Below are 14,664 nucleotides of genomic sequence, written 5' to 3' on the forward strand. Positions count from 1 at the left end.
ATTCTTTAGATGACTTTGGCTTCGGTGCGCAGTTTTGCGACCAGGGTGGCGACGTCCGGAACCTTGATGCCGGCCGAGCGTTTTGCCGGCTCGACGACTTTCAGGGTTTTCAGACGCGGGGTCACGTCGACGCCCAGGTCTTCTGGCTTGGTCACATCCAGCGGTTTCTTCTTGGCCTTCATGATGTTCGGCAGCGTCACATAGCGTGGCTCGTTCAAACGCAGGTCGGTGGTGATGATCGCAGGCAAGGTCAGCGCCAGGGTTTCCAGGCCGCCGTCCACTTCGCGGGTCACGGTGACTTTGCCGTCTTCCAGCACCACTTTCGACGCGAACGTCGCCTGCGGCCAACCCAGCAGGGCCGCCAGCATCTGGCCGGTCTGGTTCGAGTCGTCGTCGATCGCCTGCTTGCCCAGGATGATCAGCTGCGGCTGCTCCTTGTCGGCCAGCGCCTTGAGCAGCTTGGCGACCGCCAGCGGCTCCAGCTCGACCGCGGTTTCCACCAGGATGCCGCGGTCGGCGCCGATCGCCATACCGGTGCGCAGGGTTTCCTGGCACTGGGTCACGCCGCACGACACGGCGACCACTTCGGTGACTTTGCCGGCTTCTTTGAGGCGCATCGCTTCTTCCAGCGCGATCTCATCGAATGGGTTCATCGACATTTTGACGTTGGCGATATCGACGCCAGTGCCGTCGGACTTGACGCGCACTTTGACGTTGTAGTCGACCACGCGTTTGACGGGTACCAAGACTTTCATAGCTGTGCCTTTGGAAAAATTAAAGAATTCGGGACTAAATTATGTGGGCTAGATTATATGAGAAATTCAGCCCGCACAAGAAAATAAAGCACGATCGTGCGTTTTTTAGCTAGTAGAAATCGTCTAAAAAATAAATCTCTCAGACGATGTTTCTACGGAAAAAGACGCAGCAGGCTTATTTGCGCTGCATCAAAAAGACGAATTCACGACCGGTTTGGACATGGGACAACAGGGCGTTGCCGGTTTGCTTGGCAAAGGCCTGGAAATCGCGCACCGAACCCGGGTCCGTCGCCATGATGCGCAGGACTTCGCCACTTTGCAACTCGGACAAGGCTTTCTTGGCCTTGAGAATCGGCAACGGGCAGTTCAGGCCGCGTGCGTCGAGTTCTTTGTGGAATTCCATGATTTCGTTTTCAAGTATCGTGTCGCTCATCAAAAACCCGCGTGTTTTGTTAGGACTGACGTCATACTACTCCAAAACAGATCGAATGACGCGCTGCACCAAAATAGTTCATAGTACGTTGCAAGTTTGCAACGGGAACTGGCAAGTATACAACAGCTCCTTACAGACAACAACGGCCTGCGTATGCTACGCAGGCCGCATAATTACTGCATCGCAAGGCTTTCAGGCAACTTAGGCGCGCTCGCCCACCCAGCCCGGAACAGCTGCCAGAGCTGCAGCCAGACCGCTAGGATCGGTACCGCCGGCCTGCGCCATATCGGGGCGTCCACCGCCTTTTCCGCCCACTTGTTGTGCAACGAAGTTCACCAGTTCGCCCGCCTTGACCTTGGACGTGGCGTCCGCCGTCACGCCCGCGATCAGGCTGACTTTGCCGTCGGCCACGCTGGCCAGCACGATGGCGGCGGTCTTCAGCTTGTCCTTCAGCTTGTCCATGGTTTCGCGCAGGCGGGCCACGTCGGCGCCTTCCAGCACCGCCGCCAGCACCTTGATGCCGTTGACGTCCACCGCTTGCGTGACCAGCTCATCGCCCTGACCCGAAGCCAGTTTCGATTTCAGCGCGGCCAGTTCCTTCTCCAGCGCCTTGACGTGGTCCTGCACCTGGCCGATACGCGCGGTCAATTCTTCCGGCGTCGACTTCAGCGCGGCCGCAGCGTCCAGCAGGCGACGGTTCATCGCTTGCACCAGCGCCAGCGCGCCCTCGCCGGTCACCGCCTCGACGCGACGGATACCCGCGGCGACGCCGCCTTCACCGATGATCTTGAACAGGCCGATGTCGCCGGTGCGATGCACGTGCACGCCGCCGCACAGCTCTTTCGACGAACCGATGTCCAGCACCCGCACTTCGTCGCCGTACTTCTCGCCGAACAAGGCCATCGCGCCATGCTTGACCGCGTCGTCGAACGACATGTTCTGCGCCTTGGTCGCGTGGTTTTCCAGGATCTCTTTGTTGACCTTGGCTTCCACTTCGGCGATCTGCTCGGCCGTCAGCGGCGCGTTGTGGCTGAAGTCGAAACGGGTCTTGTCGGGATCGACCAGCGAGCCCTTCTGCGCCACGTGCGAACCCAGCACTTCGCGCAGGGCTTTGTGCATCAGGTGGGTGGCCGAGTGGTTGCGGATGGTGCGCGCGCGCTTGGCCTCGTCCACGTTGGCGCTGACCGCGTCGCCCACCTTCAGCGAGCCGCTATCGAGCACGCCGTGGTGGCCGAACACGTCGGCCTGGATCTTCAGCGTATCGCTGACGCTGAACTGCGCCGCGCCGGTGCCGATCACGCCCTGGTCGCCGACCTGGCCGCCGGATTCGGCGTAGAACGGTGTGGTGTCCAGCACCACGATGCCGGCCTGGCCAGCCTTCAGTTCCTGCACCGGCGTGCCGGCCGCGTACAGGGCGACGATCTTGCTGCTGTGGCTCAGGTTGTCGTAGCCGACGAATTTGTTTTTCTCGCCGGTGTACTCGACCTTGGCGTCCTTGGTGGTCTTGCCGCCTTTGCGCGACAGTTCCTGGCTTTCCTTGAGCGCGGCGTCGTAGCCGACCTGGTCGAACTCGATATCGCGTTCACGGCAGATGTCGGCGGTCAGGTCCGGCGGGAAGCCGTAGGTTTCGTACAGGGTGAAGGCGGTGGCGCCGTCGATGCCCTTGCCGTCCTTGGCCAGCTGGGCTTCCAGCACTTTCATGCCGGTTTCCAGGGTCTCGCCGAAGCGCTCTTCCTCGGCCTTCAACATCTGGGCCACGCGCTCCTTGGCTTCTTCCAGCTCGGGATAGGCGGCGCCCATCTCGATCGCCAGGTCGGCCACCAGCTTGAAGAAGAACGGCTTGGTCTGGCCCAGCTTGTGGCCATGACGCAGCGCGCGGCGGATGATGCGGCGCAGGACGTAGGCGCGGCCTTCGCTGCCGGGAATCACGCCGTCGACGATCATGAACGCGGCGGCACGGATGTGGTCGGCGATCACGCGCAGCGATTTGTTTTCCAGGTCGGTGGCGCCGGTTTCGCGCGCGGCGGCCTTGATCAGGGCCTGGAACAGGTCGATCTCGTAGTTCGAGTGCACGTGTTGCAGCACGGCGGCCAGGCGTTCCATGCCCATGCCGGTGTCGACGCACTGCTTCGGCAGCTTGTGCATCACGCCCGCTTCGTCGCGGTTGAACTGCATGAACACCAGGTTCCAGATTTCGATGAAGCGGTCGCCGTCTTCGTCGGGCGAGCCTGGCGGGCCGCCTGGAATGTCGGCGCCGTGGTCGTAGAAGATCTCGGTGCACGGACCGCATGGGCCGGTGTCGGCCATCTGCCAGAAGTTGTCCGACGCGTAGCGCGCACCCTTGTTGTCGCCGATGCGGATGATGCGCTCTTTCGGCACGCCCACTTCGTTGGCCCAGATGTCGTAGGCTTCGTCGTCTTCCATGTAGACGGTGACGGTCAGCTTGTCGACCGGCAGGCCGTAGACCTTGGTCAGCAGTTCCCACGCGTAGTTGATGGCGTCGCGCTTGAAATAGTCGCCGAAGCTGAAGTTGCCCAGCATTTCGAAGAAGGTGTGGTGACGCGCGGTGTAGCCGACGTTTTCCAGATCGTTGTGCTTGCCGCCGGCGCGCACGCAGCGCTGCACCGAGGTGGCGCGGGTGTACGGACGGCTGTCGGTACCGGTGAACACGTCCTTGAACTGCACCATGCCGCTGTTGGTCAACAGCAGGGTCGGGTCGTTGCCAGGCACCAGAGAGCTGGAACGGACAATCGAATGACCCTTGGATTCAAAAAACTTGAGGAATTTGTCGCGGATTTCAGATGATTTCATGTCGTAAGCAGTGGTAGCTGGCAAATGCAAAGGGTTGATTATATATGACCGTGGCGGCCACAGGGTCTTAGGCGAAGCTGGGGCCGATCAAATCGATCCGGTCGGTGCAGAAGCCGTCCACGCCCCAGGACAGGATCTCCCTGCCCCGCTCGGGATCGTTGACCGTGTAGCAAAACAGCCCGTAGCCGGCCGCCTTGATCTGCGCCGCCAGCTCCCGCGTCAGGTGCTTCTGGTTGGTGTGGATGGCCACGGCGCCCAGTTCGCGCGCCTGCGCGTGCCAGTCGGCGGGAACGCGGTCCAGCAGGTAGCCGCGCGCCAGGTAGGGCGCCGCGTCGCGGGCGGCGGCCAGGGCGTCGAAACTGAATGAGGACAGCAGCGGCACGGCGGCCGGGTCCCCCGCCGCGATCTCGGTCGCATAGTGCTCGCGTATTATTTTTGCAACCCAACTGCCGGTCTCGCGCTCGAAACCGTCGGCCGGCTTGATCTCCACGTTCATCCAGATGCGTTGCTGCTTGCAATAATCGATGAACTGGGTGAAGAATGGCACCGGCTCGTCGCGGAATTGCGGCCCGAACCAGCTGCCCGCGTCCATGCCGGACAACTCGATGGCGTCGGTCCCGGCCACGCTGCCCCGCCCCGCCACCGTGCGGCCGAACTCGGGATCATGTATCACCATGCCGATGCCGTCGCGCGACAGCATGACGTCGAACTCGACCGCGTGAAAGCCGTAGGCCAGGCCGGCGCGCAGGCCGGCCACGGTGTTTTCCGGCGCCAGCGTGCCGCCGCCGCGGTGTGCAACGATTTTTGGGTAAGGCCACATGGTGGATGCCTCGGAAGCAGTGATGGACACGATGTCAACATTATCACGAATGCGGGATGCGGCAAATAGGCGGCGCTGGGCGGGCCGGCTGCTGCTGCCCGCGCTGCTGGCACTGCTGGCCGGCGCGCCCGCCGCCGTGGCCGCGCCGGACCCCGCCTTGACCCAGCAACTGCTCATCGCCCGCGCCGCCCAGGTGTACGCCGCCCGCCTGGACGAGCACGTGCTGGACGCCGACGCCCGCTTCACCGCCCGCGTCGACACCATCGCAGCGACGCTGATCGCGCGCGCCAGGCGCGACTATCCCGACACGGCAAGCTGGGCCTGGGAAGTCCACACCACCAACGATCCAGACCAGAACGCCGACTGCATGGCGGGCGGCAAGATCCTGGTCAGCCGGGCCTACGTGCAGCGGCTGGAGCTGAGCGACGCCGAGCTGGCCATGCTGCTGGCCCACGAAATCGAGCACGCCGCCCTGCACCACAACCTGAAGGAATACCAGCAGGCGCTGCGGCTGGCGCCGCGCTGGGCCGAACGCCCCTTCCTGGAACTGGAACACGCGGTCGACCACGACAGCGAGCTGATCGACCAGCTGGCGCCCACCAACTATGCGCAGGAAGTCGAAGCCGACCGCGAAGGCATGCTGCTGGCCTGGCGCGCCGGTTGGCCGGCGGCGCAACTGGCGGGCTATTTCAAGAAAATGTTCCGTGGCAGCGTGCATCCGCGCCGCAGCAAGCCCGACTATCCATCGCCGCAGCTGCGCTGGCAGGCCGCGCGCGAACTGGCCGCCACCTTGCAAAAAAATTATGTGCAAGCGCCGACTGAGCCACTACACTAGCGGCCTGATCGGATTACTCAAAAGGTTACACTCATCATGACAGCTCCCAAAGCGCTAGGCCACATCCGCGTCCTCGACCTCAGCCGCGTGTTGGCCGGACCGTGGTGCTCGCAGAATCTGGCCGACCTCGGCGCCGACGTCATCAAGATCGAACGGCCCGGCAGCGGCGACGACACCCGCGCCTGGGGCCCGCCGTACGCCAGGGACGCCGAAGGCCAGGACACCACCGAAGCGGCCTACTACCTGGCCGCCAACCGCGGCAAGCGCTCGGTCACGATCGACATCGCCAGCGCCGACGGCCAGGCCCTGATACGCGAACTGGCCAGCCACTGCGACGTGGTGCTGGAAAACTTCAAGGTCGGCCAGCTCAAGCGCTACGGCCTCGACTATGAATCGCTGAAAGCCATCAAGCCCGACCTGGTCTACTGCTCGGTGACCGGCTTCGGCCAGGACGGCCCGTACGCGCACCGCGCCGGCTACGACTTCCTGATCCAGGGCATGGGCGGCCTGATGTCCGTCACCGGCGAGCGCGACGACCTGCCCGGCGGCGGTCCGCAAAAAGCCGGCGTGGCGCTGACCGACCTGATGACCGGCATGTACGCCACCATCGCCATCCTCGCCGCGCTGACCCACCGCGACCGCAGCGGCGAAGGCCAGTACATCGACATGGCGCTGCTGGACGTGCAGGTGGCGATGCTGGCCAACATGGGCAGCAACTACCTCAACAGCGGCAAGCCGCCCAAGCGCTGGGGCAATGCGCATCCGAACATCGTGCCGTACCAGACCTTCCAGTGCGCAGACGGCTACATCATCGTCGCCACCGGCAACGACGGCCAGTACCAGAAGTTTGTCGAAACGGGCGGCCGCGCCGACCTGGCCACGCACGAACGCTACGCCACCAACCCGCTGCGCGTGCAGCATCGCGACGAACTGGTGCCGCTGCTGGCCGAGATGGTGCTGGCGCAGCCGCGCGATTTCTGGATCGACCAGCTGGAAGCGGTCGGCGTGCCGTGCGGTCCGATCAACAACCTCGACGACGTCTACAAGAACCCGCAAGTGCTGGCGCGCGAACTGGTGATGGAGGTGCCGCATCCGACCGCCGGCAGCACCAGGCTGGTGCGCAGCCCGATGAAGATGTCGCTCACGCCGACCGGCAACGCGGTCGCGCCGCCGCTGCTGGGCCAGCACACCGACGAGATCCTGCGCGGCCTGCTGGGCCAGAGCGACGACGACATCGCCGCCTTGCGCGCACAGGGAGTGCTGTGATGGACAAGCTGATCGCGGAATTGCAGCGGCTGTACCTGCTCGACGACCAGGAATGCTTCCCCGCCGGCGCGCTGACGCCGGCGATGCTGGCGCAACATCTGGGCGGCGAGAAGACCACCGCCCTCAACCTGGTCTCCGACAACGGCCTGGTGCGCGCGTTGATCGTCGACTTCAACCGCATGGGCGACGCGCCGGCCTTGCAGCATTGGGATCGTCTGTGCGGCGTGGCGAACGCGCTGCAAGACCGGCTGGCGCTGCCCGCGCCGGCGGTCAGCATCAACGGCGGCAATGGTTATTCCTTGTGGCTGTCGCTGGAGACGCCGGTGCCGCTTAACCAGGCGCAGCACTTCTTGCACTTGCTGCGCAAGACCTACTTCCCCGACATACCGAACGAAGAGATCGGCCTGCGTCCCGACACGCTGACCAGCACGACGGCGGAGCTGCCGCCGTGCCTGCACGTGGCCAGCGGCACCTGGGCCGCGTTCATCAATCCCGGCATGGGCGCCTCGTTTGCCGACGAATCGGGACTGGAAATGATGCCGCCCTACGCCGCGCAAGCCGCGTTCCTGGACGGACTGCAAAGCATCAGCGACAAGCAGTTCACGCACGCCATCGCCACCATGCACCCGCCGCAAGGCAAGGAACGTCCGCACAAGCCGGCGGCGCATGTCGCCCCAACCGGCCTGCTATTGAAAGACGCGACACTGGAAGACATCATCCAGCACCTGCACGCCAAAAACATCGAACCGACCTTCAGGCATGTGATTCCCAACTAAGCAACAGGCCGTCCGCAGACGGCCTGTGTTTCGTCTACGAATTGATACGCATATCCCGCTTGAGCTCCATGACTTGTCCGTGCATATAGTTCACCGCGCCGCGCATCTGCGGCGACAGTTGCGGGACGTTGATGCAGACCTGCCGGGCGCGCTCCGAGAGCCTCTCCATTTCGCGCATCAGCTTGTGGATACGCAGCTGATCCTGGGACAGCAGCACTTCCTTCGCCGTATCGGATTGCCGGTCCAATCGCCGGATGCTGTCGCGCAGTTCGCCGGGCACCAGGCGCTCAGCCGAGCAGGCTTGCGAAGCCTGGCCTATCGCTTGCTCTAACAAATGAAACCGATGTTGGATGTCGTTCGCTTGCAGCATGATGTATCCCTCCTCTGTTTTCTCCGGCACAGACGTGCCAATGAAGTTCGACAGTGGAGGCCGCCGCCGGTTTCGGCAGACGGAACGCTAACCTGTGGCGCGCTGACGCAGATCAGTGCGCGGTCATATTTAGCCGCCGCAAACCGGCAGCGACATTGCCTGCAACACTTCACCCTTGTCCGTCTGCACGAAAGCGCTGATGCCCAGCCGGTTGGCCGCCGCGCCGGCCGGCAGCGCCAGCGTCCGGCTGACGACCGCGCCGCCCGACGTCAGCGGCACCGGCGCCAGCCACTCGCGCACCACGAAATCATGACGCAGCAAGCGGCCGCGGTTCTCGCCCGCCTTGACCTGGCTGGCCACACCGTTCTCGACCAACGCGACAAACAATTTGCCTTCGTGCGCCGACTTGGCCGTCACGCTGACCGCCAGCCCGCCCGCACCGGCCGCGTCCAGCGTGATGCCGATGTCGGCCTGCGCCGCCATGCCATTGATGCGCTTGACCGTGTCGGCCACACCGCGCGGCCAGCCGCGCTGCTCCTTGCCGCCGACAAAAATCTCCGGCGTGTAGATGGTGCGCGAGCCGGCCAGGTCGCTCAGCCAGCGCTGGCGGTCGGTGAAGGTCTTGCTGGAAAACGGATCCTTCCAGCCGATGTAATTCCAGTAGTCGACATGCTCGGACAACAGCACCGCCTGCCGCGCCGTCACGCCGTCCGCGCGCAGGCCGCTGACATAGCGGTCGGCCGGCGGACAGCTGCTGCATCCCTCGGAGGTGTACAACTCCAGCAAGGCAATGCGGTAGGCCGGGCTCTGCGCGCTGCAAGCGGCGGCCAACGCCGGCGGAATATTCAGCACGGCGGCGGCGGCCAGGCTCAGGATTAGATGTTTCACGGCGTCTCCAAGGCGATCAATGATGCACCTTGGTCGCGCCGCCGCCGACAAACTTACAGGCTTTGTAAGAACTTGTGACAAAATCAACAAATATCCTATTTGCAAGTTATCCTGCGGAATGATCAGACATCGACCACGCCACCTGCCCGGATTGCTCATCACCGGATTGCTGCACATAGCGATCATCTACGCATTCATGCAGCGCCAGCACGCCGCCGACACGCCACGCGCGCCGCGCGACGCGATGCAATGGCTGCTGCCGATGGCCCGCCCCGCAGCCAAGAGTCCGTCCAAGCCGCAGGTCCAGCCCGCGCCCCAGGCCAGGGTCGCGCCAGCGCCGAAAACCATCACCTTCCCGACAGCCGACGACATCCTGCCCCCGCCCCCGCCCACCACCGCGCCAACGCCCGCCGGCCTCCCCGACGATCCCTTCGCCCAGGCGCCGGCCGCGCAACGTCCGCCCAGCGCCGGCGACATGCTGAGCCAGGCCAGGCTGGACGTGAGAAAAATCGACAAGGAATTGCGCGCCGCCTATCCCGAACGCGCGCCGGTGCCGCCGCCGGACAGCAAGCAAGCCCGCCTGGAACGCGGCATCAACGCCGCGCACGAAGCGGTGCCGCCGAAGTGGTACCAGCCCGCCAGGATCATCGAGCTGAGCACACCAGGCGGCGAGAACAAAACACGCACCTACAAGATCGTCACCGCTGTCGTCACCTACTGCATCAACATCCACCCGGACGGCAGAAGGTCCTATACCAACTGCCCGCGCTGACTAGCGCTCGGCCGGCGCCAGCGGCGCCAGGCTGCGCAGGCGCAGCGCCACCATGAACGCCAGGCCCAGGAAGCCGCTCAGCACCAGCACCACGCCGGGCCAGCCGTTGCGCCCCCACATGATGCCGGTGGCCGAACCGACCACGCTGGAACCGAGGTAATAGAAAAACAGATACAGCGCCGACGCCAGCGCCTTGTTGCTGGTGGCGCGCCGCCCCACCCAGCTGCTGGCGATCGAATGCGAGGCGAAGAAGCCGTAAGTGAACAGCGCCACGCCAAACACCATCAGCGGCAACCAGTTCGACAAGGTCAGCAACAAGCCGGCGATCATGATGGTCATCACCGCCCACAGCACATGGCGGCGGCCGTAGCGGTCCGCCAGGCGGCCGGCCCACACCGAGCCATAAATCCCCAGCAAATACATGAACGACACCGCGCCGACCAGGCTCTGGCTCAGATGGAAGGGCGCGGCCAGCAGCCGATAAGCGATGTAGTTGTACAGGCTGATAAAACTCCCCATCAGCAGGAAGGACAGCGAAAACAACCACGGCAAGCCGGCATCGGACAGGTGCAGCTTGAAGCCGGCCGGGAAGCTACGCCAGCCGCTGCGCACCGCGACGAAATGCCGCGACGCCGGCAGCGAACGCCAGAACTCCCAGGCCGCCAGCAGCCCGGCCACGCCCACCGCCGCCAACGCCATCCGCCATGAAAAATGATCGCTCAGCACCGACGCGATCACCCGCCCCGACATGCCGCCAAACGCGCTGCCGCTGATGTACAGCCCCATCGACAAGCCCAGCGAAGTCGGCTCCATCTCCTCGCCCAGGTAGGCCATGGCGATCGCCGGCATGCCGCCCAGCGCCACGCCCAGCGCGGCGCGCATCAGCAGCAACTGGCTGTAGCTCTGCGCAAACGCGCACAGGATCGTCAGCAGCGCCGAGATCACCATCGCCGCCACCATCAGCGGCTTGCGCCCCAGCCGCTCCGACACCGCGCTCGACGCCACCAGCGACACCGCCAGCGCCCCGGTCGAGACCGACAGCACCATGCTGCTCTGGGCCGCGCTTAATGCGAACTCATGCGACAGCACCGGCATCAGCGGCTGCACGCTGTACAACAGCGCAAACGCCGAAAAGCCGCCGAAGAACAGCGCGCGGCTGCTGCGTTTGAATTCGGGACTGCCGACGGTGATGTGCGGCACGGGCAGGGACGGCGCGGAACAAACAGGTAGTGCGGCGGCGCTCAACGACATGATGACTCTCTCTTGGGAGGTACGATGTCTTCATCTTAGGATTGCATCGAATCACTGTCCAATATATATTTAAGCCGTTACTCATACTTTAAAAAGATAACAGAAATGGAACTCCGCCACCTGCGCTACTTCGTCGCCGTCGCCGAAGAGCTCAGCTTTACCCGCGCCGCCGAGCGCCTGCACATCGGCCAGCCGCCGCTGAGCCACCAGATCCAGATGCTGGAAGCCGAAGTGGGCGCGCAGCTGCTGGAGCGCAGCAAGCGCTGGGTGCGCCTGACGGAAGCGGGCAAGCTGTTCCTGGACGACGCCCGCCGCGTGCTGTCGCTGTCCGAGCAGGCGGTGCGGACCGCGCGCCGGGCCGAGCGCGGCGAAGCCGGCGAACTGCGCGTCGGCTTCACCTTCTCCACCCCGCTGACGCCGCTGTTCGCGACCGTGGTCAACCGCTACCGCCAGCGCTATCCGGGCGTGACGCTGACCCTGCGCGAAATGTCGACGGTGCCGCAAATCGACGCCATCGCCGCGCGGGAACTGGATCTGGGCTTGGTGCGTCCGCCGGAAGTGGCGGTGACCGATGCGGTCGAGATGTCGGTGCTGCGGCACGACCCGCTGACGCTGGTGCTGCCGCTGGGTCATCCGCTGGCGCAGCAGACGGCGGTCGCCATCAGCGAGCTGCAAGGCCTGCCGTTCGTGATGTATCCGAAGACGGCCGGCACCGGGATTTACCATCAAATTTTCCGGCTGTGCCGGGCCGCCGGCTTCATGCCGACGATCGCGATGGAGGCCAACGAAGCGTCGACCATCATCGGCCTGGTGGCGGCCGGTTGCGGCATCTCGGTGCTGCCGCGCTCGTTCGACATCATCCACATGGGCGGCGTCTGCTACCGTCCGCTGGCCGATCCCGAGGCCAACACCACGCTGCTGCTGGCGCAGCGCAAGGATGAAACCTCGCCGCTGGTGGCGGCCTTCGTCGCGGTGGCGACCGAGGCCGCCGCGGCTTAGCTTAGTTGCTAGTTATAGTCGGCGTCCAGCTCGGAGCCGGCGTAGTTCTCCAGTTCCGCGAACAGCGTTTTCATCGCCGTGCGGCCTTTGATGTTCTGGATCACCGTGCAGCCGCTGCGATAGCTGGCGATACGGTCCAGCAGCACCGGGTGATGCTGGACCGGCACCTTGGCCAGCAGCGCCGCCCAGCCCTCTTCGTAGTCCGGCTTGGACTTGCGCACCGATTTGACGAAGCGTTCGAACTCCTTCTGTCCGGTGCGCGCCACCACGCGGCCGCCGCCTTCGATGGCGAAGATGATGGCCAGCGCGATCACGCCCTCGGCATTGAGGTCGGTATCGCTGACCGGGCCTTCGCTGTGATGACGGCGCAGCCAGCCGGCCAGGCGCACCACGGCCTGCACTTCCTTGCGCTGCCTGAGCAGCACTTCGTAGCGCTCCATGCCGTTCCAGTTCTGGTTCGGATCGGTCTGGCACAGGTCGATGAACAGGTCGCGCAGGCGGCGCGCCGAATACACCGGATCGGTATCGTACTCGCCGACCAGGGAATCCTCCGGCAGCGCCGACAACTCCTTGATCAGGCGGAAGCCGATCTGGAACGCGTGCTCGGCGCCGTGCTCGATCAGGAAGTCCAGCGCCGCCAGGTCGCCCTCGTGCATCAGCGCGTGGTCCAGCCCCAGCGACACGCCGCCCACCGTCAGCTGCAAGGCTTTCTGGATGCCGTCGGCGGTGCGGTCGTTGGTGAACTTCTCGGCCACCATGGCGGTGATGCCGGTCAGTTCATCGGCCAGCGAGTAGGCGGCCTCGTCGTCCGGATGGGCCGCCAGTTGCTGGATGGCGCGCGTCAGGCGCGGTAAATTTTCTACGACAATTGCTGGCAGCATGTATCAGTTATCCATCACGAGAAAATGCCGGTGCCCAGGCTGCGGCGCGAACCAGGCTTGGCGGCGCTGCGGGTGGACGGTACCTGCTTGCGCAAGCGGTACAGCAATTCCTTGGTGGAGCGCTGCAGGAAGTTCGGCTCGTCGTCCGGGTCGTCGCTGAATTCGGCGTCGGCCAGGTCGGCGCTGTGGCGGAACTCCGGGAACAGCTCGAACAGCGCGCGGTCCCAGCCGTCTTCCGAGGCTTGCGCCAGCAAAATCGCCAGCGGAACCACGTCGTTGTCGGACGAGGTCTGGCCGGTCAGGTACGGGCCCTTGGAGATGATCTCGCCGGCCACTTCCAGGATTTCCTTCGGCGCCATCGAGAACAGGATCGCGAACGCGGTCGAACCGTGGTCGGTGGCCGAGGCGGCCGCCAGCAGTTCCTTGCGGCGCTCTTCGTCGTCGGTGGAAAACACGATGCCGTGGATGTGGGCGAACAGCGACTCGGCGATGCGCTCCGGATCGTCCTCGATCTGATCGTCCGACCAGGTCGCGGCGAAGAAGGCCAGGCTGTCGGCCCAGGCCTTGGCCGGCACCAGCAGGGTCGCCAGCGACATCTTGCCGCCGTCGAAGCCGGCCAGGTGCAGCGCCGTGACCTGCGGCGGGATGTTGTTGAGTACTTCCACCACCGCCAGGTCGCCGAACTGGTCGGCGGCGTCGGCGAAGGCTTGCTCGGCATGGCCCAGCGAACCGGCCAGCACCAGCTCGGTCACTTGCTTGCTCAGCGCCGGCAGATTACTTTTTTCGGTCATGGTTAATCTCCATCCTGATCGAACATCTGGGCGAAGTCGTCGGTCGCCTGGTCTTCGTCGTTGACATCGTCGCCGTCGTCGTTGGCCGACAGCTGGTCCAGCGACTGGTCGTCGTCGTCCCACTTGCGCGGATTCTTGAACAGGAAGGCGGTGATGATGGCCTGGCGGCCCAGGTCCGGCAGGTTCTCTTCCAGCGCCGCGTACATGCGCGCCGCTTCCTCGCCCTTGCACGAGGCCATCGCGAACACGCGGCCGGCGTCGCCGAACTCGTAGTCTTCCGCCTCGGCCAGCAAGCCTTTCGGGTTATTGAACTCGATGTGGTCGACCAGCGCGAACGCCAGCATGTTGACGTCCTCGATGCCGCCGCCGCTGGCGTACTCGGACACCAGCGCGTCTATCATGCGCTGGTAATTCTTGCGGTCCGGCGGGTCGCCCAGGATCCCGTCGATCTGGCCTTCGAGCTCGCGCGATTGATAGGCGAACTCAGGGTGTACTTTTCTAGACATTGCTTGCTTTCTGATGAATGTGGCCGGCTCAGGCCGGTGGCAGCACGGTGCCATGCAGGTTGAACACCGCACGCCACAACTGGTACGCTTCCGCTTCCGGGTCGATGATGATGCGATGGTTCACGCGCTGGTTGTATTCCTCGCGCTTGACCGGATCGGACAGGATTTCATAGGCCTTGGTGATGGCCTTGAAACGCGCTTCCGCGCCCGGCGCCTGGTTGCGGTCCGGGTGGAAGCGCATCGCCAGCGAGCGGTAAATCTTCTTGATCTCGTCGTCGGTGGCGTTAGGCGCGATACCCAGCGTGTTGTAGTAATTTTCCATTTTGGAAACTCCGGGCCGTGTGAGGCTGATTAAAAATGAGCGCAGCTAGGCGTAGCGACGAAGGCAGTGCAAATGCACGGCGAGGAGCTACAACGACGCTGCGGTCTTTTTTAAACGGCCTCCGAAACAATTAAAGACGAATTATACCCGTGTGGCCGCCCCCTAATCCGCCTCAGGCCGCCGCAACG

General features: G+C 64.3%; 16 protein-coding genes. 5 read left to right on the forward strand and 11 right to left on the reverse strand.

Going from position 1 to position 14,664, the window contains the following annotated elements:
- Nucleotides 1-5 precede the first annotated feature (5 nt).
- The 4 genes from AC1RMD_RS18135 to ugpQ all read right to left on the reverse strand — a co-directional run bounded on the left by AC1RMD_RS18135 (nt 6) and on the right by ugpQ (nt 4,819).
- On the reverse strand, nt 6-755 hold the full coding sequence (locus AC1RMD_RS18135; RefSeq protein WP_020705405.1) for an electron transfer flavoprotein subunit beta/FixA family protein: 750 nt from the start codon (nt 753-755) through the stop codon (nt 6-8).
- 175 nt (nt 756-930) lie between these two features.
- The gene (locus tag AC1RMD_RS18140; RefSeq protein WP_008445984.1) at nt 931-1,188 is read right to left on the reverse strand and encodes a sulfurtransferase TusA family protein; all 258 of its coding nucleotides are present in this window, start codon (nt 1,186-1,188) and stop codon (nt 931-933) included.
- 201 nt (nt 1,189-1,389) lie between these two features.
- Entirely contained in the window at nt 1,390-3,999 is a 2,610-nt protein-coding gene (gene alaS, locus AC1RMD_RS18145) for an alanine--tRNA ligase (protein WP_492928078.1), read from the reverse strand.
- A 67-nt stretch (nt 4,000-4,066) separates the two neighbouring features.
- Entirely contained in the window at nt 4,067-4,819 is a 753-nt protein-coding gene (gene ugpQ, locus AC1RMD_RS18150; RefSeq protein WP_492928079.1) for a glycerophosphodiester phosphodiesterase, read from the reverse strand.
- Nucleotides 4,820-4,868: 49 nt separating this feature from the next.
- Here ugpQ and AC1RMD_RS18155 point away from each other — a divergent pair, with 49 nt between their 5' ends.
- From AC1RMD_RS18155 to AC1RMD_RS18165, 3 genes are read left to right on the forward strand one after another with little or no spacing between them, the layout of a single operon-like run.
- Complete coding sequence (locus AC1RMD_RS18155) at nt 4,869-5,654, forward strand: M48 family metalloprotease (RefSeq protein ID WP_492928080.1); 786 nt, start codon at nt 4,869-4,871, stop codon at nt 5,652-5,654.
- A gap of 36 nt (nt 5,655-5,690) precedes the next feature.
- Nucleotides 5,691-6,920 carry a CaiB/BaiF CoA transferase family protein gene (locus tag AC1RMD_RS18160; protein WP_492928081.1) on the forward strand — a complete coding sequence of 410 codons (1,230 nt, stop codon included), beginning with the start codon at nt 5,691-5,693 and terminating at the stop codon, nt 6,918-6,920.
- Complete coding sequence (locus AC1RMD_RS18165; protein WP_492928082.1) at nt 6,920-7,696, forward strand: hypothetical protein; 777 nt, start codon at nt 6,920-6,922, stop codon at nt 7,694-7,696. The genes AC1RMD_RS18160 and AC1RMD_RS18165 overlap by 1 nt, the downstream gene beginning before the upstream one ends.
- A gap of 34 nt (nt 7,697-7,730) precedes the next feature.
- Here the strand turns inward: AC1RMD_RS18165 and AC1RMD_RS18170 are convergent, their stop codons facing one another.
- On the reverse strand, nt 7,731-8,066 hold the full coding sequence (locus tag AC1RMD_RS18170) for a hypothetical protein (RefSeq protein ID WP_492928083.1): 336 nt from the start codon (nt 8,064-8,066) through the stop codon (nt 7,731-7,733).
- 129 nt (nt 8,067-8,195) lie between these two features.
- Nucleotides 8,196-8,954: a DUF1223 domain-containing protein gene (locus AC1RMD_RS18175; protein ID WP_492928084.1), complete on the reverse strand. Its 759-nt coding sequence runs from the start codon at nt 8,952-8,954 to the stop codon at nt 8,196-8,198.
- 118 nt (nt 8,955-9,072) lie between these two features.
- Between AC1RMD_RS18175 and AC1RMD_RS18180 the strand changes: the two genes are divergently transcribed.
- The gene (locus tag AC1RMD_RS18180; protein WP_492928085.1) at nt 9,073-9,726 is read left to right on the forward strand and encodes a hypothetical protein; all 654 of its coding nucleotides are present in this window, start codon (nt 9,073-9,075) and stop codon (nt 9,724-9,726) included.
- On the opposite strand, the gene AC1RMD_RS18185 is transcribed toward AC1RMD_RS18180, so the two are convergent.
- Complete coding sequence (locus AC1RMD_RS18185) at nt 9,727-10,977, reverse strand: MFS transporter (RefSeq protein ID WP_492928086.1); 1,251 nt, start codon at nt 10,975-10,977, stop codon at nt 9,727-9,729.
- A 105-nt stretch (nt 10,978-11,082) separates the two neighbouring features.
- On the opposite strand from AC1RMD_RS18185, the gene AC1RMD_RS18190 reads away from it, so the two are divergent.
- On the forward strand, nt 11,083-11,976 hold the full coding sequence (locus AC1RMD_RS18190) for a LysR family transcriptional regulator (protein ID WP_492928087.1): 894 nt from the start codon (nt 11,083-11,085) through the stop codon (nt 11,974-11,976).
- A gap of 8 nt (nt 11,977-11,984) precedes the next feature.
- Here the strand turns inward: AC1RMD_RS18190 and AC1RMD_RS18195 are convergent, their stop codons facing one another.
- Genes AC1RMD_RS18195 through AC1RMD_RS18210 form a run of 4 tightly spaced genes read right to left on the reverse strand, consistent with a single transcriptional unit; the run spans nt 11,985 to nt 14,476 of the window.
- On the reverse strand, nt 11,985-12,857 hold the full coding sequence (locus AC1RMD_RS18195) for a hypothetical protein (RefSeq protein ID WP_492928088.1): 873 nt from the start codon (nt 12,855-12,857) through the stop codon (nt 11,985-11,987).
- A 14-nt stretch (nt 12,858-12,871) separates the two neighbouring features.
- Nucleotides 12,872-13,648 carry a hypothetical protein gene (locus tag AC1RMD_RS18200; protein WP_492928089.1) on the reverse strand — a complete coding sequence of 259 codons (777 nt, stop codon included), beginning with the start codon at nt 13,646-13,648 and terminating at the stop codon, nt 12,872-12,874.
- Between the two features lie 2 nt (nt 13,649-13,650).
- Nucleotides 13,651-14,154, reverse strand: a complete 504-nt coding sequence (locus tag AC1RMD_RS18205; protein WP_492928090.1) for a hypothetical protein — start codon at nt 14,152-14,154, stop codon at nt 13,651-13,653.
- A 28-nt stretch (nt 14,155-14,182) separates the two neighbouring features.
- Complete coding sequence (locus tag AC1RMD_RS18210) at nt 14,183-14,476, reverse strand: DnaJ domain-containing protein (protein ID WP_492928091.1); 294 nt, start codon at nt 14,474-14,476, stop codon at nt 14,183-14,185.
- Between the last annotated feature and the right edge of the window lie 188 nt (nt 14,477-14,664).

This window comes from Duganella sp. GW822-FHT06D06 (assembly GCF_058799615.1).